Annotated in this window: 24 protein-coding genes; 17 read left to right on the top strand and 7 right to left on the bottom strand. The window is 45.7% G+C overall.

From position 1 onward, the window contains the following. A partial coding sequence (locus tag PHT93_RS13065) for a putative oxidoreductase C-terminal domain-containing protein (protein ID WP_300243740.1) occupies positions 1-272 on the top strand: 272 nt, incomplete at its 5' end. A gap of 127 nt (positions 273-399) precedes the next feature. Continuing rightward, a complete protein-coding gene (locus PHT93_RS13060; protein WP_300243738.1) occupies positions 400-630 on the top strand; it encodes a hypothetical protein in 231 nt (76 codons plus the stop codon). A gap of 1 nt (position 631) precedes the next feature. Here the strand turns inward: PHT93_RS13060 and PHT93_RS13055 are convergent, their stop codons facing one another. The 7 genes from PHT93_RS13055 to PHT93_RS13025 form a co-directional block, all read right to left on the bottom strand. Next, positions 632-1033 carry a hypothetical protein gene (locus PHT93_RS13055; protein WP_300243737.1) on the bottom strand — a complete coding sequence of 134 codons (402 nt, stop codon included), beginning with the start codon at positions 1031-1033 and terminating at the stop codon, positions 632-634. 9 nt (positions 1034-1042) lie between these two features. Next, complete coding sequence (locus PHT93_RS13050) at positions 1043-1594, bottom strand: phage virion morphogenesis protein (RefSeq protein WP_300243735.1); 552 nt, start codon at positions 1592-1594, stop codon at positions 1043-1045. Beyond that, positions 1591-2391: a hypothetical protein gene (locus PHT93_RS13045; protein ID WP_300243733.1), complete on the bottom strand. Its 801-nt coding sequence runs from the start codon at positions 2389-2391 to the stop codon at positions 1591-1593. The genes PHT93_RS13050 and PHT93_RS13045 overlap by 4 nt, the downstream gene beginning before the upstream one ends. A gap of 74 nt (positions 2392-2465) precedes the next feature. Further along, complete coding sequence (locus PHT93_RS13040) at positions 2466-3647, bottom strand: DUF935 family protein (RefSeq protein ID WP_300243731.1); 1182 nt, start codon at positions 3645-3647, stop codon at positions 2466-2468. A gap of 47 nt (positions 3648-3694) precedes the next feature. Next, a complete protein-coding gene (locus PHT93_RS13035) occupies positions 3695-4111 on the bottom strand; it encodes a phage protein Gp36 family protein (RefSeq protein WP_300243728.1) in 417 nt (138 codons plus the stop codon). Positions 4112-4113: 2 nt separating this feature from the next. Beyond that, positions 4114-5682 (bottom strand): hypothetical protein, encoded by a 1569-nt coding sequence (locus PHT93_RS13030; protein ID WP_300243725.1) that lies wholly within the window; start codon positions 5680-5682, stop codon positions 4114-4116. Further along, the gene (locus PHT93_RS13025; protein ID WP_300243723.1) at positions 5679-6134 is read right to left on the bottom strand and encodes a DUF1804 family protein; all 456 of its coding nucleotides are present in this window, start codon (positions 6132-6134) and stop codon (positions 5679-5681) included. Before PHT93_RS13025 ends, PHT93_RS13030 begins: the two co-directional genes overlap by 4 nt. Before the next feature lie 159 nt (positions 6135-6293). On the opposite strand from PHT93_RS13025, the gene PHT93_RS13020 reads away from it, so the two are divergent. From PHT93_RS13020 to PHT93_RS12950, 15 genes are all read left to right on the top strand, one after another. Continuing rightward, the gene (locus PHT93_RS13020; RefSeq protein WP_300243722.1) at positions 6294-7403 is read left to right on the top strand and encodes a head maturation protease, ClpP-related; all 1110 of its coding nucleotides are present in this window, start codon (positions 6294-6296) and stop codon (positions 7401-7403) included. Positions 7404-7406: 3 nt separating this feature from the next. Further along, positions 7407-7757 (top strand): hypothetical protein, encoded by a 351-nt coding sequence (locus PHT93_RS13015; RefSeq protein ID WP_300243721.1) that lies wholly within the window; start codon positions 7407-7409, stop codon positions 7755-7757. Between the two features lies 1 nt (position 7758). Further along, entirely contained in the window at positions 7759-8697 is a 939-nt protein-coding gene (locus PHT93_RS13010) for a hypothetical protein (protein ID WP_300243720.1), read from the top strand. Next, positions 8694-9119, top strand: coding sequence for a lysozyme (locus PHT93_RS13005; protein ID WP_300243718.1), 426 nt, complete (start codon positions 8694-8696; stop codon positions 9117-9119). Before PHT93_RS13010 ends, PHT93_RS13005 begins: the two co-directional genes overlap by 4 nt. A gap of 179 nt (positions 9120-9298) precedes the next feature. After that, entirely contained in the window at positions 9299-9820 is a 522-nt protein-coding gene (locus PHT93_RS13000; protein WP_300243716.1) for a hypothetical protein, read from the top strand. Continuing rightward, positions 9801-10253: a phage tail tube protein gene (locus PHT93_RS12995; RefSeq protein ID WP_300243714.1), complete on the top strand. Its 453-nt coding sequence runs from the start codon at positions 9801-9803 to the stop codon at positions 10251-10253. Before PHT93_RS13000 ends, PHT93_RS12995 begins: the two co-directional genes overlap by 20 nt. Then, the gene (locus PHT93_RS12990; RefSeq protein WP_300243710.1) at positions 10253-10597 is read left to right on the top strand and encodes a hypothetical protein; all 345 of its coding nucleotides are present in this window, start codon (positions 10253-10255) and stop codon (positions 10595-10597) included. The genes PHT93_RS12995 and PHT93_RS12990 overlap by 1 nt, the downstream gene beginning before the upstream one ends. A gap of 167 nt (positions 10598-10764) precedes the next feature. Next, positions 10765-10896: a hypothetical protein gene (locus PHT93_RS12985; RefSeq protein WP_300243707.1), complete on the top strand. Its 132-nt coding sequence runs from the start codon at positions 10765-10767 to the stop codon at positions 10894-10896. 109 nt (positions 10897-11005) lie between these two features. Then, positions 11006-13744: a phage tail tape measure protein gene (locus PHT93_RS12980; RefSeq protein WP_300243705.1), complete on the top strand. Its 2739-nt coding sequence runs from the start codon at positions 11006-11008 to the stop codon at positions 13742-13744. Beyond that, positions 13744-15879 carry a hypothetical protein gene (locus PHT93_RS12975; RefSeq protein ID WP_300243703.1) on the top strand — a complete coding sequence of 712 codons (2136 nt, stop codon included), beginning with the start codon at positions 13744-13746 and terminating at the stop codon, positions 15877-15879. Before PHT93_RS12980 ends, PHT93_RS12975 begins: the two co-directional genes overlap by 1 nt. A gap of 4 nt (positions 15880-15883) precedes the next feature. After that, positions 15884-18700, top strand: a complete 2817-nt coding sequence (locus tag PHT93_RS12970; RefSeq protein WP_300243701.1) for a hypothetical protein — start codon at positions 15884-15886, stop codon at positions 18698-18700. Positions 18701-18716: 16 nt separating this feature from the next. Continuing rightward, positions 18717-19013, top strand: coding sequence for a hypothetical protein (locus PHT93_RS12965; protein ID WP_300243699.1), 297 nt, complete (start codon positions 18717-18719; stop codon positions 19011-19013). Beyond that, positions 18982-19260 carry a hypothetical protein gene (locus PHT93_RS12960; protein WP_300243698.1) on the top strand — a complete coding sequence of 93 codons (279 nt, stop codon included), beginning with the start codon at positions 18982-18984 and terminating at the stop codon, positions 19258-19260. The genes PHT93_RS12965 and PHT93_RS12960 overlap by 32 nt, the downstream gene beginning before the upstream one ends. Continuing rightward, positions 19260-19904: a hypothetical protein gene (locus PHT93_RS12955; protein ID WP_300243695.1), complete on the top strand. Its 645-nt coding sequence runs from the start codon at positions 19260-19262 to the stop codon at positions 19902-19904. The genes PHT93_RS12960 and PHT93_RS12955 overlap by 1 nt, the downstream gene beginning before the upstream one ends. A gap of 1 nt (position 19905) precedes the next feature. Continuing rightward, a partial coding sequence (locus PHT93_RS12950) for a hypothetical protein (protein ID WP_300243692.1) occupies positions 19906-20530 on the top strand: 625 nt, incomplete at its 3' end.

The following is a 20530-nucleotide window of genomic DNA, read 5'->3' as shown; positions in this document are numbered from 1 at the left end:
TCAAAGATGGTGTGTGGCAAATACAGATACCGGCAAAATATCGCGTAGGGCATGAAGCTCATTTCGGACAGGTTACCGAAAACTTCCTGCAATACCTGAAAGACGGCAAACTACCCGAATGGGAAGTACCAAATATGATTAAAGATGGAACGGCCGAATCAAATATAATGAAGCTAACAGGCCATAAGTCAAGCCAATGCTTTGCGCGCTATAACCGTATGACTATTGAGGAGAATGCAAGAGCTTTGTCCGGTACGGGATTTTTATCCTAAAGAGTATTAATAATTGCGTTATAAAAGTTCGTCCTGTCTGTGAAGATAGGGCGGACTTTTTTTTTGTGAACAAAAAATGCAGAAATGAGACTATCTGTTTGTTAGTTTTGTAAAAAGAGGGAATTTGATGGCTTATAACAATAGAAATGTGTTAAAACGGATGATTAAGGTGCAGGATATCGTGCTGGAATATAAGCGGCGTGGTGTATCCCAGCTCTTCGTGTATCAGAATATCATTGAGCCTACATTCCACATTTCTTACTCTACCTTCAATCGATATCTTGCTTACCCCGCCAAACTTGAGTTGAAGAATGGTAAACGACAGGAGGAAGATAAACGTCAGTTAAGTCTGTTTTGATCTAAAAACGAACTTCGTAGTCTAACCGAGAGATAAGAAAGCCGCTATCAATTGGCTGGATTGCATAGCCGATCAGGTCTGTTCGCTTTCCGATTTCCAGCCTTTTTTTATCGACTACTTCCGTAATTTTTTTGAACAAGTCATCATGTTTCAAGATCGATTCGTCCGGGATTGATCCGTCTGTCCCGGATAGGACTTTCGTCGCTATATATAAATGTACAGAAACTCGATTGGACTTGTTTTCCTTAATCAGCTGGCTGATGTTGACCGGCTCAAAGGCAACGAACACGGCGTTTCCGGTAGTGATTACAGACTCGAATTGCTTGCTGTATAGTTGCACGGTCGTGATGCCTTGTACGTCGTTTAAACACTGTTTAAATTGTAAGTAAATTGGGTATAACATATTGTTTTTTTATTTAAAAAGATTATCCATCAATTTATCGGTTTCGTCCGATATTTTTTTGTCTAATTCGATGCTCTCGCCTACGAATGGGCGCGCGGGAAGCATCACGCTGCCTCGTCCGAATATTTTTATCGCCCCGCCTTCGTTCTGTACTTCCGCATATGGTTTGTCTGATACGATTGCGACCTGATCCGTACCAGCCACGTAGCGCAGGCTCCGTTTTAGTTCGTGTGTGCTTCCGGACAATATTTGGCGTTTTGTAGCAGCATTAGAAAAGTTTGTTTTGTTCCTTCCACCGGACTGGTATCCTTTTGCTCCTTTTTTCTTTTTCAGACGATGTGTCGTCCGGTCACCTTTGTATTCGAATCCATACCACGGACTTTTTGCGTCGCGTCGCTTCACATCTTTCCATTTTTCAACCCCGCCATTTACAAAGCCCTCCTTGTCAAAGTTTTCTTTGTAGTGATCTACCGCCGTTTTACCCACAATCCGGGGTAGATCGTTCCGCACTTTGCTTACAGCCCGGACTATCTCTGATTTGATTTGTTGGAATGGATTCATTTCTTCAATAGTTTTTTAACGATTGGGATTAACAGCTTGCGCAGTTTCTTTTCCGGCAAATACGCATCCGTGACGTATGGATGCGTACGGGAAAAAATACTCTTCGTATAGTAGGGGTTATGATCAAGTCCTGGTGCGGCAGCTGGTCCGGCGGTATTGACTTGAGTAGCGACAGGCATATTGCCCTGGTGAGTGATCGGATCGCTTGTGCTGGTCGTGTCGCACTGGCATCCCCAAAGGCAACCGGGATAGTGCGTTTTCCACCAACCGTCACGCAGGCTGCGTATGGTATTATAATAGAGCATGTGCGCGGCACGTGGTTCCACGGCCGATGACGGTAGCCACTTTAAATTGGGGAATAAATCTTCGTCTTGTTCGTAATCAACAAACTGGGCGGCCGTACGAGCGTTTTTTATTGCTGTGTCATATTCGGTCTTGAGCCAGTTTGAATTATAGTCGCCGATTACAGGTTCCGTGTCACGACGGAAGCGAGCGAAGTCTTTCTGTTTTCCGTTTTCGTCTAATAACAGCCTATGCAGGTCGTTCTGTTCCCGGTGTGTTTTAAAGGCGGAAAACACGGCATTGTTATACTTCAGTGCGTCCACGAACGCTTTGTTTTCATCTACCCACTTGGGCGAAGGTAAGCCTTCATCCACGGCACTGTTTAGTTCGTTCAGCGTTTGATAGAACAGTTCCTCGAGAATGTCGTTCGAGACATCGAATCCGTCATAAATGCGTCTCAGTATCCGCTCCTCTAAGTCGGGCGGGAGCTGGATATTCTTAGCCGCAATGCGCATACCGGCACAACGGGTGCAGGCGTGGCCGTAATACAGATCGTTAACTATTGCCTGAAAGCCCCCGCGTGGAGGGCTTACGCGAAAAAACCGATCGTGTCCCCTGTCGTGTCGTCGTCATTATCATCGTCGTCATCGCTGTTCGGATCGTTTGGATCGTTCGGCTGTTGGGGTTCGGTTTCCTCTCTGCGGCGTTCCTGTTCTTTCGGATCGAGAGACAAGAAGCGTACTTCGTCTTCGTCCGTGAGCGGGTAGCCGTGTTCACGCAGGAACGGGATCAGGCGATAATTAATGATGTTCTGAATCAATACCAGTCTTGCTTCAGTGAATCTATCCAAAACGCGCTCGTGCACTTCCGCCGATCCTACAAAACTCTTCTCTTCCCCGGTGCCGGTCTGGCCGTTAAATAACAGTGCGATCTGGTTGTCGCAAAATGTCGCCAAGTCTCTGAAGTTTTCCGCTCCCGCTTTGGATGCGATCGCCGTGATTTTCACCTCTTCGTCTAAGTCCCGAATCACATACCCGTTCGATCCGAAATTTTCCGCCATTTCCACCTTTGCCTTTATTTCCTCGTCGTTCGTTGTATCTACAGCGAAGTCAAGGAAAGGCTTACCAAAGCGTTCGTTGTATTCAGACCAATCCGATCGCGCGAATGTTTTCCAGATGATTTCTCGCGATACTGTCTCCAGCTTGCCGAGTTCTTCCGGGTCGCCCAGTTCCAACAGGAAGTAGGCGGTTTCGTTACCGGCATAAGACACGCCATCCTTGCGTGATGGTTCGGGAACAATTAGTTTCTCAAACGGGCGAACATACTTGCGTGGAAAGACTTTCACTCCTGTAAATTCTCCGTGCTCATCTTGCTCCTGAAATTCGATCAGGGTATATCCCCAAAATTCCACGTGCAGCGCGATTTTAAGAAATTCTGTGAACCAGGGGCGGGAAAATAGCTTTTGTTTCTCCTTATTTACAGTCTCGCCGCTTCGGACCTCGAACGGCTCGGTGATCAGGTAGCTGTCCGCCTTCTCGCGTTCTGAGATCACTTTGCTGTCTTTCCAAGCGTTTTCATAGGTCGTCAGCAAGTCGATCCGGTCGCTGTTGTTCGGATCAAGGGCGCTTTCCACGGCTGAGTTCAGATTACTCATGTCCATCTTTACGCGATCCATCGGCTGCTTGATTAACGACGCGGATTGTCGTGCTGTATTTTTTTTGCCTTTAGAGGCTCCGATTATGCTTTGTATATAACTTTGTATCTTATTCATATTACATTTTAAATTTCGGACGTTTAAACAGTGTTTAAACGGGTTGATTAATACGGACTATGTGTTCGCTTCGGGGATGAACCCCAGCGGAACGTTGTTTTCGCTTTTCCGGATTCCAATATCGGAATTAGATCGGTGGGCATCTTGCCTGCGGCAACAGCTGTAATTTCCTTACGGGCATCGTCGTAGTTCTTGGTTATCCGCTCTGGAATCTCCAGGTCTTGCACCGTGTTGTAAAGGTTATAGACCGAAATATATAGCATCCAACGAAGTAGCGTCAAGTTACGTGCAGTGCCTTCGCGGGCAAACTCAGCATCGAGATCGAAACGCTGGCGGAGGTTGCTGTAAATGTATCCCTTTGCCATCTCTTCGCCGCGTTCCGGGTTACTCCCTTTTTCGAGAAATAAATTCAAAATACCTGTGTCTATTACGGAACTGTAATCTTCTTCTGTTAGATAAAACATTTTTACCCCCTTCTTTTAGAATTATGTTTGTATTTCCCCGTACGGGCTGTTGTTTTGCCCTTCAGCGTCGGACGGTTTATTTTGTATATGCCTCCTTCTACGGCATCCGGGCCGTCGTCATGGTCGGCGTCCGGGAAACCGAGAAACTGGTCGCGTAGCTCTTGCATGTCTGGGTTCTGTTTTTCTTCGATGTTAAATCGGATATGCTGCAGTTCTGTATAGGCAGACAAGTCTTCGATACGTGTCAGCTTATCCGGCTTTTTGCGTTTATCTCCCCGGATCGCGATCGCATAGCCGCGCTCTTCGCTCTCCGTCTCGTACTGCTTGAGCATAATGTCTTGTATGAAGTTTGCCTCCATATAATGCTTACAAATCCGGTTTTGTGGTACCAGCTCCGCTAAGGCGTAATGTCCGCGTACCATTTCCGGTGTAGTGCATTGCCGGCAAAAAACCTTTATAATATCGAAGTAAATGCCGATTTTCCCGAGTAGTACGATCGCCTTGAAGTCGTTTTTCTTCGTATCCTTATACGACGGGTCGCAGTAGGTGACTAACTGTTCGTACGCCGTTAGCGATGGCAATTTCGACCAGGGTAGGTGTTCGTCCCGGAATATACGGCCGATAACTAAGTGTTTGTGAAAGTATTCCCGAAGCGAAAGCCGAAGTCCCATCGCCTCCATTTTGTCGTCAATAACCTTTCTTGTATAATTCTCTTTCCAAGCCGGGACTCCCTTTTCAGATAAATCCGCCTTATGCGTGCGCGGGTTTTCAAGGGCAAACACCTTAATGTGGGTGACGATCTTCCGCTTCGGATCGTCCTCTTCAACATCTCCGACAATTTTGGCCAGAATGGACTTTTTATGTATTCTGTTTCCGCAGACGATTAGACGGCTTGCCTTTGTTGGCATAGCTCCGTATAAATCCCCTAAACACCAATCTACCGCTTCGTCGGTTCTCTGTTCGTTTTTAACGATTTCAGCATCGTCAATATCATCGATAACCCCGTAATTTGGGCGAAGTCCTCCTTCTCGAATACCACGCGGGCTTTGTCCCCGACCAAACGCCCAGAACCCTAATCCATCCGCCGTAACAAACTGCCCAGTCTCCCATTTGCCAGAACGGTATTGTACGCCGAAGTCGGCAATATACCGTTTGTTAAACAGCAATTGTTCCTGAATATCGGACAGTAGCTTGTTCGCTTTTGCCTGATTGGCGGAAGCAATAACAACACCTGTCAGTTCGCCTCTTGCCTTTAAGAACATGGGTACGAAAATGTCTATAAGCACGGATTTTGCGTGCTCACGTGGCCACTCACAGACTAAGAATAGATTTTCGTTTTTGATGATCTCGTTAACGGCTTTTAAGTGAAACCAGCCAAACGGGGCTAATTCAAAATCGTCTCCAAAATAATATTGACAGAATGCCTCGAAGTTGTTTAGCAGCTTTTGAATCCTTTTCTCTTGTTGTACGCCTGTTTCCGCAATAGGCTCACTGCGTTTTATAGCCTCTTTCTCCGCAAACCACTCGTCGTACGACTGTTGCTCTTTCCTGTTTAACGGCTTTGAGATCATAAGTTTTTGCGTTTAGAATTAAGGAAATCATCCATCAGGTCAACGACCAGCTGCGCTACCTGCATATTCTCTTTTCTCAAAAAGCCAGTCAGTTCCCGGATTACGCGTACGTACGTGGTCCATTCTATCTCGCGGGACTTGGTCACATTGTATAAGTCACGCACACCGTCAATGAGTCCTTTTGCCAACAGGCGCGGCTGGCCATCGGCGGCCGTCTGCTGTTCGTTTTGTTCTTTAATTTGCTTCAATGTGCGCAACTGGTAGCGGAGCAACTCGGATGCATCCTCCTGGATCGTCTGCTCGCTCATCATTTCGTCCGTGGCTTTTTTATCCCATTCCCCGGCATTCTTCCAGCGCGTGACGGTTTGCTCGGACTTACCCATCATGCGGGCTATTTCCTTTTGCGGAATACCCTCGCGATATAAGATGTATGCATGTTCCTGATCGGTCATAATGCAGTCTTTTTGTCGTAAAGTTCACCCGGTTGTGGTCGAAAAAAAAGAAAAGTTACTACCGTTGCAATCTTTGTTACGACCCTTGAAACTTCGCTTGTTATCAGCTTTTTATCTCTATTCCTTTGCGGTGATTAGTATTAATAAAAGTGTTCACGTATGTACATTTACATAAGCAACATCGACAAGGAAAAACGAAAAGCTACAATCCGGCTCTTTGGCCAGATCGGGCAAAAAGTGGATGGTGATCAATTCGCTAAAGAATTAGCGCTGCTGGACGAACAGGCAGATGTAATCGATTTGCATGTCAATTCGCCGGGAGGTGATGTGGCGCAAGGTTATTCGATTGTGTCGGTCATGTTGTCGATGAAGGCTTATGTAAATGTGTACGTGGTTGGCATTGCGGCCAGCATGGCGGCTGTGGTCGCTGTCTGTGGTGACCGGGTGCACATGTACGATTACAGCAAGCTGATGATTCATGATCCGTTCTTTGCCGGCGCTAATCCTGAAAAACTGAGCGACAAGCAAAAGAAAAGCTTGGCAAGCGTAACGGATAGTCTCCGGATAATCTTGTCTCGGCGAGGAAAAGCAAAAGAAGAGATTGCGAAGCTGATGCAGGAGGAAACCTGGTTCTCGGCAGACGAAGCCAAAGCGGCCGGACTGGCGGACGAGGTAATTTCTACGAAGCACAAAGAAGAATTTAAAGGGCTAAGCGCTGATGATATCCTACTTCGCGTGGCGGCCGAATATTTACCTAATAATAACGATTCTATGGATTTAAAAAAGATCGCAAAGGAACTCGGGTTGCCGGATAACGCGACCGAGGCGGATATCCTTGCCGCTATCAAAAAGGATAGAGATGCGCTAAAAAAGCAGGAGCAGGACGCGCTGGATGCTTTGTTGGCACGCGGTGTGAAAGCAGGAGTAGTAACGGAGAAAAACAAGGAAAAGATGGCCAAACTGGCTGCGGCTGATGTGGAGCTGTTGACTTCCTTAATAGAAGATGCGGAAGCGTCAGCTACTCCGGAAGGGGAAACAAAAGAAGAAACGAAGCCGGAAGAAACGAAAGCTGCCGGAACAGGTTTTAATCGCCTGTCTCAAGCTCTGCTGGACTTACGCAAGTCGTCACCTGCAGCGTCTGCCGCAGGCGGAACGGATAAAACGTACGACTGGTATCAGAAACATGATCCTCGCGCCCTGGCGGATATGGAGAAATCAGACCCGAAGAAATTCGAGGCATTGTTGAACGCTTATGAAAATTCAATTTAAGAGATGGAAAATCAAAATCCTATCGTAAAATGGCCATACGGACTGGCAACCATGTTTGTTTTAGTGGCTGCGGGAGCTATAGAACTCTCAATTGTTAACAATCTGACGATTGTTGATGGTGTAAGTGTGTCGGCTACGGGAGACCGTATGCTGAGCTTGATCCCCGATGCTGAACTGTCCGCAGGAGCAAGAGTCGTTGTTAAGACAAAGTCAACCGCTACGGAAAAGTTCAATCCGGGAACTAATATGAAAGGTGAGGTAATCACCGGTGTGGCGGGAAAAACGCAGGTTGTGGAATATGTCTATGATGGCACTGCGTTCATTCAAACTGGCAAATTTATACAAATAGACTAAGATGGCAGAGATTAGACCAACGCTCTATTCAAGAGAGCTTCAAAAACAAATCTTTCCGAACAACGAATTTTACAAAAAATCTGTTGCGGAAACGGGAGTTGCGGATACGACTGAAACGGTAGAAAAACCGGTGCAGACGAAAATTAGCAAGGCGAAGGAAGGCGCGCCTAAGTCGCTTCCGTTATCAATTGAAGTGTCAACTGATACGAAGAAAACGTACCAGACTACGCTGATCTATTGTAGTCCGCTACTAATCGATTCGCAAAGCGAGTTGATGGTGAATTACAACAAGCGGGCGACTAAACAGGCACAGCAGGCAGGCGAGATCAACGTGAAGGTTGCGAATTACGCCGCGTTCCACTGGGCGCCGACGAAATCGGATAACCTGGTAAAAACAACCGGTGCTGGACGAGGTAGCAATATTGTAGGCTTGACCGGGAATCGTAAGGCTCTCGTTAAGGCTGATATACTGGGTATCTACAACCTGATGCTGCGTATGAACGTATCGGGATTGGGGGGCAAGTGGTACGGCTTGTTAACAGCAGATGCCTACACAGACTTGTTGAGCATTCCTGAATTTGTGGATTTCCAAAAGACAGGTAATACTACCAAGCTGGAGCAAGGAATTATTGGAACCTTGATGGGTATCGAATTCCTAACTCGTTCTACAGACGAAGGTCATGCAGGGCTGTTGTACAAGGCAGACGGAAAAACACCGATCTCGGCAGATGCCACAATCGACAACGCCTTTCTTCCTGCAAACCTATTTTGGAACGACAAAATGGTTTGTCGGGCAGAAGGAACTTTACGTACGGTGGTGAATGAGGCTGCGCCCGGTTACTTGGGTGGCACGATCCTGGAAGCCTTTACCCGCTTTGGAGCGGATATTGTGCGAGATGATCAGAAAGGCGTAATCGCATTGTTGGAGGATAAGGTATGATAACCTCTTACGCCGGCATAGAGTTGATTAAAAGGCATGAGAGCCTGCAGCTGCAGGCTTATCGTTGCCCCGCCGGCGTGTGGACAATCGGTTATGGCCATACGCGTGGCGTACGGCGTGGGGATACCTGTACCCCAGCCGAAGCGGAAGCCTTCCTGAAGGATGATCTTCGAGACGCTGAAGCGGTTGTAAATCGTGAGTGTTCCGGCCTTCGGCAGAACCAATTCGATGCCTTGGTGTCGTTTGTGTTCAATGTTGGCAGTGGGGCTTTCGTCAAGTCAACACTTCTGAAATGCGTGAAGGCGAATCCGGACAATCTGAATATTCGTTACGAATTGTCCCGGTGGACAAAGAGTAAAGGTATGCAGTTGGCAGGACTGCTGCGCCGTCGTCGAGAGGAAGCTGATTTATATTTTTCTTAATAACTAACCTGGTATGGATTGGACTTATCTAATCACGTCGATACTCTCTTCGACCGGAGTTCTTGCATTGATTCAATGGCTGTTTAATCGGCGTTTATATAATGCTAAGTCAAAGCGGGATGAAGAGGGCGTGTGGCGCGAGATGTATGAGTCGAACAACCAGGCAATACTTGACTTGAATGAGGAAAATAGAAAACTCAGATTGGCATTTGCGCGCGTGGAACGGATGGCGTATAAGGCTTTGGCCTGTCGTTATTATGACAATTGCCCTATTCGTAGTGAGTTGCAAAAGTACCACGACGACATCGCGAGGCGCGCAAAAAGAGATAGGATTATTTACAGAACGCCTGACCGGCACGCTCGCGACGATCCCGGTCGAGAGGGTGCCATTGATAATCCAGATATCGAGCCTCCATAACGTTCCGCCGGGAGCACGTTTTGTTGCTAAATCAGGACGGGCGACAGCGGAACTGAAGGTTAAGGGAGACACGCTGATTGTTACCGCAACTTGCGATTCGCTGCAGCAGCTGATCTATACGTATGAGGCGGAATTGCAGAACTACCAGGAGGCGGAACAGCAAACTATAACTAAGGCGGAATATAATCCGTTTTCGATCAAATCATTTATATACGGCCTTATGGCTGGTGTTCTAATTATTTTTTTTATTAAACTTATATTATATGTCAAGAACAAATGGTGATATAATTGAAGGAAGAGACCTTATGCTTTTTGTCAATACCGGAACTTCAGACACGCCGGTATGGAAAGCGCAAGCGGCGGCAACAAGTCATACGATTACGTATTCAGGCGAAACAAAAGAACGTACGACGAAAGACACGGCTTCAGGTGCGTATTCGAAAAAGAAGGTGACTAAGCTATCTGTCTCAATCAAGTGCGAGGCATTGGTTTCGTATGGTGATACAGCCGGTTACGATGCTCTGCTGACAGCGCTCAAATCACGTGAGGAGGTGATGCTTAAGTATGGATTCTCGGATGAGGACAGTGGAGATAAGTACGAAGAAGGGATGTTTGTAATTACGTCTCTGGAGCAGTCTTCACCAGCAGGTGAAGATGCTACGTACTCGGCTACTTTTGAAAATTCCGGAGGAGTTGATACTAAAACGGTTGCGTGATGAAAAAGAATACGGTTTTGATTGATGGGGAAAAGTATCCCTGTGCGCTCACGCTCGGAGCGATGAAGGCCTTCAGGGAAGAGACAGGAAAAGAGGTAAGTGAGATCGATAAGGCTACAGATAGCGATAAGATTGATCTCACGATGATGCTTGTTTTCTGTTGCATTCAGAGCGCATCAAGGCGCGACAAGGTGGTACTGCCTTTCTCTTCAGTAGATGAAATGCTCGACTTCATTACTCCGGATGAACTCCCCGATGTGGTCGCTTCTGTGTTTACTTCGCAAGACACAGATGCACAGATTCCGGATCCAGCAAAAAAAAAGCGGCCAAAGTCGATGAGCTGATAGGCATAGCGGTAGGCGTAATCGGGCTAAGCCTGGATGACGCCTACCGATTAACGATACCAGACTTTGAATCCATCTACGAACAATACATGATTCGGGAAACGGCCAGACACCGAACCGCTTGGGAACAGGTGCGCTTCATGTCGCATTGCGCGATGGCGCCACACATGAAAAAAGGTTTCCTCCTGCATGACGTGTGTGTGTTCGAATGGGAAACCGAGGCAGAAAAACCGAAAGAGATAAAAGTCTGTACGGAACAGGATTTCGAACGGATGAAGAAAAAATACGGGGTTATTTAAAACAACGTTTCGCGGCCTGGAAAAGGGCGATAACCGCTCCGGCAAACATGAGGATAAGAATTGTATAGGCTATGATACTTAACATCTGATTAACGTTTGACACAAAAATATGAAAAGTTTTCAATATATCATTAACTTATGGCTTAAAGATAACAATATATCTGCAAGCATAGGCAAGATGCAGGCAAACTTTACCTCGCTTGACAATAGCGTGAATAAGGTGAGCAGCACGGTTAATCAGGTGTCGGCGCAGATGAGCGAGAATCTAACTGAGGTTAATACGAATATTCAGAACGTGGCAAACTCAGTTGAAGATGCTGTTGACAATGTGAGCGACAAGTTGACAACGGTAACATTTACATCTCTTGTTGATATGGCGAAGAATTTAGCCGATGCTTTTAAAGATTTATCCGGGCCAGGAATGGAGTTAGAGCAATCACTTGCCGATCTATCTGCGATAACGGGTATTGTCGGTGATGATTTGAAGATGCTGGAAAAAGTGGCACGAAAGACTGGTGTTGAGTCGGGTTTAGGCGCGGCGGGGGCAGCAAACGCATTCGCTATTTTGGCTGGACAGATCGAATACAGCACGATCGGGATGGAGGGCTTGCTTACGCTTCAAGAGAAAACTATCACACTGGCTCAGGCTGGTGGTGTAAGTATGGAGGAAGCGGCTACAGCGTTAGCCGGGACAATCAACCAGTTCGGCTTGTCTGCTGCTGAAGCTGACAGGGTAATTAATGTTCTTGCTGCTGGTAGTAAGTTGGGGGCCGCAGAAATCGAACACCTGATTATGTCATTTAAGGTGGCCGGTGCGTCAGCGGCAGCCGCGGGAGTATCGGTTGAGCAAGCTACTGCTGCACTTGAGGTGCTGTCTCAAAGTAACCTGAAGGGGGTAGAGTCGGGTACAGCGTTGCGTAATATTATTCTGAAACTACAGACGCAACTTGGTATTGATCTTGGCGAGACTTCGCTATCTCAAGCCCTTGAGGGGTTAAAACCTAAGCTCCAGGATGTGACTTATTTGGCAAAACTATTTGGCGTGGAGAATGTAGCTGCTGCGCAATTCCTGATCACGAACGCTCAGGCCGTAGATGATTTAACGACTGCGGTGACGGGAACTAATACGGCAGAAGAACAGGCGGCAATTAGAATGGATACGGCTGCGGAAAAAGCAAAGCGTATGCAGGCCGCAATCGATGATGCCAAGATAGGTTTTTTTCAACTTACAGGAGGATTGTCAGCATACGGAGCCGCTATGGGTGATACAGCTATTTTGGCAACCCAGTTGTTACCTGTTTTGGCGGCTCTAAAGAGTTCATTGGTGTTAGTTACTACAGCCACAGGACGTGCTACGGTTGCAGCCACAGCCAAGATGATTGCAGAGAAAGGTGCAACGGCGGCCACAGTGGCTCTTACTGCTGTTCAGGCAGCATTAAATGCCGTGTTTAAAGCTAACCCCATTGGTCTAATCGTGATTGCAATAGGAGCTTTTGTTGCCGGTCTTAGAGTTGCTTATGTTCATAGCGAGTCGTTCCGGAATATTGTAGATAAGTGCTGGATGGCAATCAAAGAATTCGGAAACTTTCTGCTTGGAAAGTTTAAAGAAGCTATGGAGTGGCTTGAGGAGGCTGCCAAAGATGTGAGTGATGCTTGGTCTGATGTGACAGATTTTTTTGGATGGCTATTTGGTGTAGAGAAAAAGGTTGTAGAAGTAACTGATGATCTTGCTGACGCCAATAAGGATGCCGCGTCGGGAACTAAAGAATTAGTAGATGAAACTAAGGATTTAGGTAAAGAGTTGAATGATAATTCTTTAACGATAAAGGATGTTGAGGATAAAATAAACAGCCTGAAAGAGGCTCAAAAAACGGCTTCTGGAGAGCTTGCGAAATTGTTTAGTCTCGAAATCCAGGCCTGGCAAGAAAAACTGGACGCCATGAATGCTGAAATTAATGCGGCCAATATAAATTTGAAGACCATCGGCGGCATTGAACAGAAGATATCAGACTTAAAGACGGCACAAAAAGCGGCAATGGGAGATCAAGCTATTGCGCTGCAAAGGGAAATCGGACTTTGGGAGCAGAAGCTGAACCTGATGAACCTGTCTATCACCAAGGCTACGTCCGGCAATATAGCTAATGTAACGACCGAAAAGCTCAATATACCGGATGTTAAAGGAGTGAAGACGAAGCCAATTCAGTTACCGCTATCACTTAACAATAAAGATATAAAGGATGCTGTGAGGCGTTCTGCGGAAGAAGCGTCGGCAGCGTTAAGCCTTGCTTTTGAAAACAAGAAGGAGGTGTTTGCTGCATATCAGGAGGGCGTAATGGGTATTGCTTCGGCTATGCAAAACCTCTCCGGAGTGTTGAATGAAAGTGCAGGAGCCTGGTTGTCATGGGGCGCTAATCTGTTACAGACAATCGCTCAGGCCATACCAGCTATTATTGCATTGGGCAATGTGCAGGTTACATCTGCTATTGCTCAAACTACCGGAAATACGGCTGTAGCCGCGTCAGGTGGTGCTGCTGCCGTAGCAGCAATTCCTGTCGTTGGTCCGATTATGGCTGTAGCTGCAATAGCGTCTATTATAGCTGCGTTGGCTTCTATCCCCAAGCCGAAAAAGTTTGCTACCGGCGGAGTCGTTTACGGCAGCACATTCGCCCAGGTCGGCGAATATCCCGGTGCGGCAAACAACCCGGAAGTTATCGCTCCCTTGAGCAAACTGCGTGATCTGATTGAGCCTCAAGGAAGCGGCTTCGGACAGGTTCGATTTCGCATCGAGGGCCGCGACCTGGTCGGCGTTTTGGATAAGATTAATACGGTAAACAGAAGGACACGGTAATGAAGTATCTACGATATAATGGCGGATTCAGAAGCGTGAACAATACGTTGTACACGTTTGAAATATGGCAGGAATCGGAGGCGCCTTTTGTCGTTCAGGATATTGCAGTTACCGGAGATGAACATATAGAGATCGAATGGCAGGAAGTGGACAAGCTGGAACCTGTGCGCAGTTCTAAGGCTACCTTAACGTTGTTTTCGGATACCGACAGGCAATTTGTTGACTTATATACTATAGCGGCTGATGGTGTGCGCTTAGACGTAATGCGTGACGGTGCCCTATACTGGTCGGGATACCTTGATCCGGAACTATACGAAGAGCCATTTTCATATAAAAAAAACTATGAAGTGTCACTGACTTTCTCGGACTTTGCAATATTAGACCGCCTAAAGTGGTCGTACGCTGGTTTTCTTACGCTTCAGGCGATTCTTGATCGTTGCCTGGCAGCTTCAGGGATTAATTATATAGGAGTTGTTAAGTATATATCGACAAAACTAACTCAATACACGGAAGATGATATTACGAGCGCAATATCTGTACTTGGAGAAAATTTCTTTGACGAAGACGGTGAGGCAATGACCTATCGTGAGGTGTTGGATGAAGTATTACGCGCCTTCTCGCTACATCTGCAACAAAAAGCCGGCAACGTGTTTGTTTTTGATTTAAACGCTGTTAAAACAGCTCTTAATCCGGAGCCGGTGGCTTGGAGTAGTGACGATGCTGTCTTGTCTGTAGATAAGGTTTATAACAATGTGACAATGGAATACAGCCCTTACGAACAGCTTGAAGTCATATCCGGGAAAGTGGACGAAGAGTCGATCGGAGACGGGACAGACGGCTATCTCGTTCGTACTGATACTGCTGTGAATGATTATGGCTCAATGTCGTCACCTGAGGGGTTTAGAATAAAGCTGTCGGACGCGGCTAAAGGTAATGTGGTCAAAGGGGTGGACGCTAAATATTTCAGAATTAATCCGGTTTATTCAGGAAATAGTGAGGCTGGCGTGGCTTGGACTGTTAAAATAATGAATGCTTCTGGTAGCTACACTAATTACCTTAATGCAATCAGTGAAGTGGTTGGACGAACGGTGCTGACGGTCGATAAAAAATCTTATATAGCTGATTCGGGTTATTTTACAAGACAAAAATACCAATTGCGGGTAAATCTCAGCTTATTATTTGATACACGCTACAATCCGTTCGAGCAAGATTCGCGCGAAAACGAAAGCGGCGATTATGATGACTTGCAGAACTGGTGTAATTTTTCCTATGTTCCTTTCTTGCTAACTCTACGTGATGAATCCGGAAATGCGTTGTATCACTGGGAAAACAAAGGCGTAATGAATACGAATAGTTATGTTCATAGCGCATCAAATTGCAAGTGGGTTGCCGGTGAAGGACAGATGGGTGATGCCTTCCTTTGTTGGTACGATTATGCAAATAGACAGGGAAGTACAGGTCTTGGGGGCTGGCAGACAAACAAACATATAATTGGCTATTACCGCAAAGGGGAGCTGCCCAGTTTGGTAAGAAAAAAAGATGATGGTGAGTATATAGACTTACCTCCGGTTCCGGGATGGCTTGAACTCAAAATAGGTTCGGGAGTACAGTGCTATGATTATAAATCAAGCAGTGAGTGGAAACTTCGTGATGATATCTATTCCAAAACACGTTGGGTTCTGTATAAGGACGCAGCCGTTACGCTTGTGGATAAGTATGGGCGTGAGGTTGAAAAAACAGATATTATTCATAATGCCTGGATAAATAAGAATGCAAAGGAGTCGCTTGAGGTAAAAACTATACTTGGAACGCTCTCTGATCCTAATCCGGTAGCCTATGGACAGATTTTTAAAACATCGGATAAAAGCGTGATTACGGAACTTCATCGGGCAGGACGTACAGATCGGGTTGAAAGATTAAATATCGGTACTATCTACAGCAACTACGCATCAAGACATAACATTCTAACCGGAACGGCCGAGATTGTTCCTTTATTCTGCGTTTTTAGTGACATAAACGAGCAAGGTGTATATCTCTCTTTAAGTGAGGTGCAGCATTTGCGACAGGATGAGAGCGTAATGAAGATTGTAGCTATTTCATCGGATGAATATGAAGCAATAGAATATCAGGAATAGTATTATGATAAAGCAGTATAACATAAAAGAACAGCTAATTCCGGCACAGACCAGGAGTGGAAGGAATAGTGACTCAAAACAGCAGATTTCGGGAGGTGTCTCTGTCATCTCTGGGGAAGGTGGTGCAGGTGGCGGTGTGACAAATCACAGTCAGCTTTCCGGTGTGGTTAGTATCGCTGATGTTTATGCAGATACAGCTCGCGACATACACCTTACTGCTGCTGAAGCCGACCGGTTGAAAAATTTGAATATTGATGAGTTTGATGATCGTTACTTGCGCAAGGATATCGACGATACAGCCGCAGGAAACATCACGTTCCTACAGTCAATTCACAGTAAGGATTTCTCAATTACAGATCAAGGTTGGCAAATAAACCAAAACGGCGACTCATGGTTTGATACAACCTTTATCCGTGATAATATCTACTCTGATACAGAAGCCAACTCATTCGCGCATGAAAATGGCTTTAAAATCTGGTCAGATGGCGATGCTTGGTTTCGCAATTTATACACAAAGAAAGACGCTATGTTTCAGGGCACCCTGTCATCGCCTTTTTTTGTGTCCGGATTTCCTGCCGGCAGCGGCTGGGCATTAACCTGGCGTGACATTGTTAATGCTGCCGGAGTCGCAGCTAAAAAGGCACATTTTGAAATAGATGATATAACCGTACGCGGTATTCTGCGTGTCTATGAGATGGTGATCTCACAGCTACTCGGTGAGAATGGTACACATCTGACTACAGATATGATGAAGATTAAATCTGTTGACACAGAGAATAAAATTATCTATCTGGATACGGAAGAAGGCGCACTATATAACCCATTTTGGACGGATGACATCATTATGGTGCAGCGATTTAACGGGATGCCAACTCCGGAAAATGACTACTATGTCACCCGGCAATATGAATTTGCCATTGAGGAGACACATATAGGCTCTTTAGATGACGGTGAAGGACGTATTGACTGGATTAAATATAAAAATTTTACCGGAAACGAGTCCGATATAACTGAACGTGATACACTTGTTCGCGTTGACAACCTGAGTAATGCAGACCGGAAGGGTGTGATCAAGCAAACGTCCGTCGAGCCTGGCTCTCCTTACATGGACGTCGTGTACGGCATGAAGACTGATCCTGATAATGCGGTTCGAACGCGTGTCGGAAAGTTAGAGGGGCTTATTACACCATATTGGGGGCAACTGCAGGACTACGGATTGATGAGTGACAACGCCTATTTGAAAGGCCGATTCATGCTGCATAACGGAGATGATGTTTTTCAGAAGTTTGAAATAATAGAGGGGCGATTGGAGAGTGAGATATCAGCTATCCGGGCAGAAATATCCGATGCGGACAATTGCTTTACAAACTCTTCTTTCTCTTCAGATTTGATAGCCTGGGAAACATCTTCAGATATCAATCTATATACAGTCAATAGCAGATTCTTGTATTTCAACAGCAATTTTTATTCGTATAAAAACAGGCTGGGCGCTATCATCCAGGACGGCGGTCGTAAAGCCTTGCGCCTAAAAAATAATACGATTAAGCAGCTGAATGAATACTTAAAAAATAAACCGGAGGAGCAACTGGAATTAGAGGACGGTACACTTGTCTGGCCATCATATTATATATCATTTAGATATAAGGTCGTTAAGGCCGGGACGTTGACGGTTGGTTTCTCAGGACAGGATTTATATCATACGGAAGAGTTAGACGTTAATTCGGCCTATGAGGATAAAGAATATACAGGGCGTTGGGATGGTTTGTCCGATTTCGAATTGTCATTTACAGGAGATATCTATATCTATTCGTTGGCTATGACATCCAATCCGCTGGAAGATTTTAAAATTCAGTTTTTGACACGCATATCGCAAACGGAGAAACAAATACTGTTGCAGGCTTCAGCGATCCAAACAATCGGTAATCGTGTGACAACAACTGAGGGGAATATATCTGTGATGGCAGGTAATATAGAATTGTGGGCATCCAGGGTGACGTCAGTAGAAGGAAGGGTGTTAAGTGTTGAGCATTCGACTATCAATGTCATCCCATCTCAGATTAGTGCCGTGTCCTCACGTCTGACTACTGCGGAAAACGGATTACAAAGCGTTTGGAATGCAGGATTTATCACAACACCTACGGCTGCGTCACTATTCGCAAGTAAAGATGATGTGACAGCGGCGAGCATCACGGCTACAATCAACTCTGCAGGACAGGGTGTAGTGAAGATTGCTGCAGACAGAATAGAACTTGACGGAACAGCTATAATAGATATAATACAAGCAAACAATATTACTACGTCAAAATTGACTGTGACGCAGGGCGCTAAGATTGGTCAATTTGAAGTGAATGCGTCTTCAGGGCTAACATGGAAGGGGTTTGATTATTTTGGCGGCACGCAATTTTCATTGTCGCTGGGCACAACTTCTCTTGAAACAAGTACCGATGTGGGTGGTATTATCGTCGCAAAATCCAGCACAGCTCAACGTACGGTATGTCTTGCCGGCATTGTATCGGCATTCGGTATTGGCGTGTATGGTTCGTCGGATGGTTTTGGATCAAATTTTCCGCCCTTATACACGAAATGGGCGGGATTTTTCTCTGGGAGCACGAGAACGACAGGAACTACACAGACGGGTATAATAGCAGCATCGGAATTTCGAATAGTCACGTCGTTCAATACGGATGGCAGTTACAGTTACTTCGAGGGTATCTCGTTTGATCCAGGAGCATATGATTTAGATAGTGTACGATTCAGGGTGCGTAAGGGACTGATAGTCGGCGTGACAAATGACAGTGGTTCTGTTTTACAAGGCGTTTAATTAAAAAAAATAGATTATGAAAATTGATTTTAGTAAAGTGTATGTGCAGGCAACGATTGAGGGCGAGCCTCTTCTTGTTGATTTTAAAAAAGAACTGGGTAATTTGATTTACTCTCGTGCGGCTGATGTAGCATTGAGTGATCTCGGTAAGGATATATACTACAAAGGAGTTGTTGATATGCCGGAAACCCTTATTCATCCTTTGACGGAGTTGATCTCTGCATCACCTCTTGTTTATCCTGTAAAAAAAGCATTGTTTGACTTGTTAATAGAAAAAGAAAATGGAACTAAAAAAACTAAAACAAACAAGTAACTACGAAAGTAGTCTCAGTGAGGACTTAATCTTGACGTTAAGTATAGCATTAGATGTAGAGACGTCTCTTAAGTCTGTTTCAGGACATATTATTAAAAATAACACTCCGGTAGCATTCCTTACCTCTGATAGCCGTCACAATTACAATATAAGCATCTCTAAAGGCGAAGAATTGACGCCTGAAGAGCGTCTGTTGATTGTTACTAAGAGTTTTGAATTGCTTGAAAATGATCTAATAGGAGAGTAATGGCACTAACAAATGAAGAAATACAGCAGGTTGCAGTACAGGTTGCAGAGATACTTTCAGCATCCTCACAGGGTGTATCGGAGGTTCCGGTCGTTGAGTCAGTCGCCGGCATTGTCTCTCTCCCGGCGATCAAGAGGGTTGGAACAATAGAGTCAGTCGTTAGTGCTCCAATCTCGTTGCTGAAGGGTAAAGACGGACGTGAGATATTATTGCGTCTCACTGATACTGCAATTCAATGGCAGTACGCTGGTGGTGCGTGGGCTGATCTAATCACGCGTGAAGTATTGCTGCTACCGGCTACTGAGATCATTGGGCAATTGACTGTAGCCCTGAATGCCGCTACTGGCCGGCTGAATGATATTAATATTGAATGGTCTGCCTTGTCGGATAATGTCTCTACAGCTGTAGCATATGCTATAGAGATAGCCTCACATCCGACTCATGTTGGAGAAGATAATTACGTGTACGAATGGGATGTTGAAAATAAAGAGTACGTTAAGACAAGTGTTAACGTGCGTGGTGAGCGTGGTCAGTCAGGAGTGCAGTTAGTTGATGATTTATCTGAGGATGACGGAGTTTCCGAAGTCGTAATTCTTCAGACGGGAGAACCTTCTGTTTTTGAAAATTGGACTAAAGAATGGTGAGATGAAAATACGTAAAGGCAATAGTTTTGAGGTGTTGTACACGGCGCTCCTTGCGGATGGTTCAATCATCGACTTGGGGGCTGTTGATGATTTGACTGTAAAGTTGTATCATGTGTTCAACAGAAAATCATATTCTCTCGATCCGATATTTGAGGGAGGTAAGCTTCGTGTTAAGGTTTCTCCAGACCTTCCGGTGGGAGATTATAGGCTGGTCTTGAGCTTTAAATTTCACAACGAATCTTTTGAGCGCGATCCGCGCGTGTTCAGTATTGTATCGAACGTTGAAGATGAACACGCAAAACAGCCATGTCGCAGTATAGAAGTTCACCCGATCAGCGTATCGGATTGCATATCCGGATTGGGCCTTCCGGGCGTCAACGGAAAATCTGCCTACGAAATCTGGCTACAGGAGGGTTTCGAAGGATCACCTGAAGCTTTTCTGTCCTGGCTGAAACTGAACTTCGACGAATTAACAGAGGAAGACATTGCGGTTTTGCAGCAACCTGCTGCTCAGGCGGCAATATCAGCCGGTCAGACAGTGACAGAAATCGTAAGGGTATGGCAGACATTAAAGCTTCAGTTGCAAACGTCTATCGAAGCGGCTAATACGGCAAAAAATGAAACGA

It is taken from the genome of Massilibacteroides sp. (assembly GCF_028705895.1).
GTDB lineage: Bacteria > Bacteroidota > Bacteroidia > Bacteroidales > Tannerellaceae > Massilibacteroides.
This window is presented reverse-complemented; position numbering and strand designations above follow the sequence as displayed.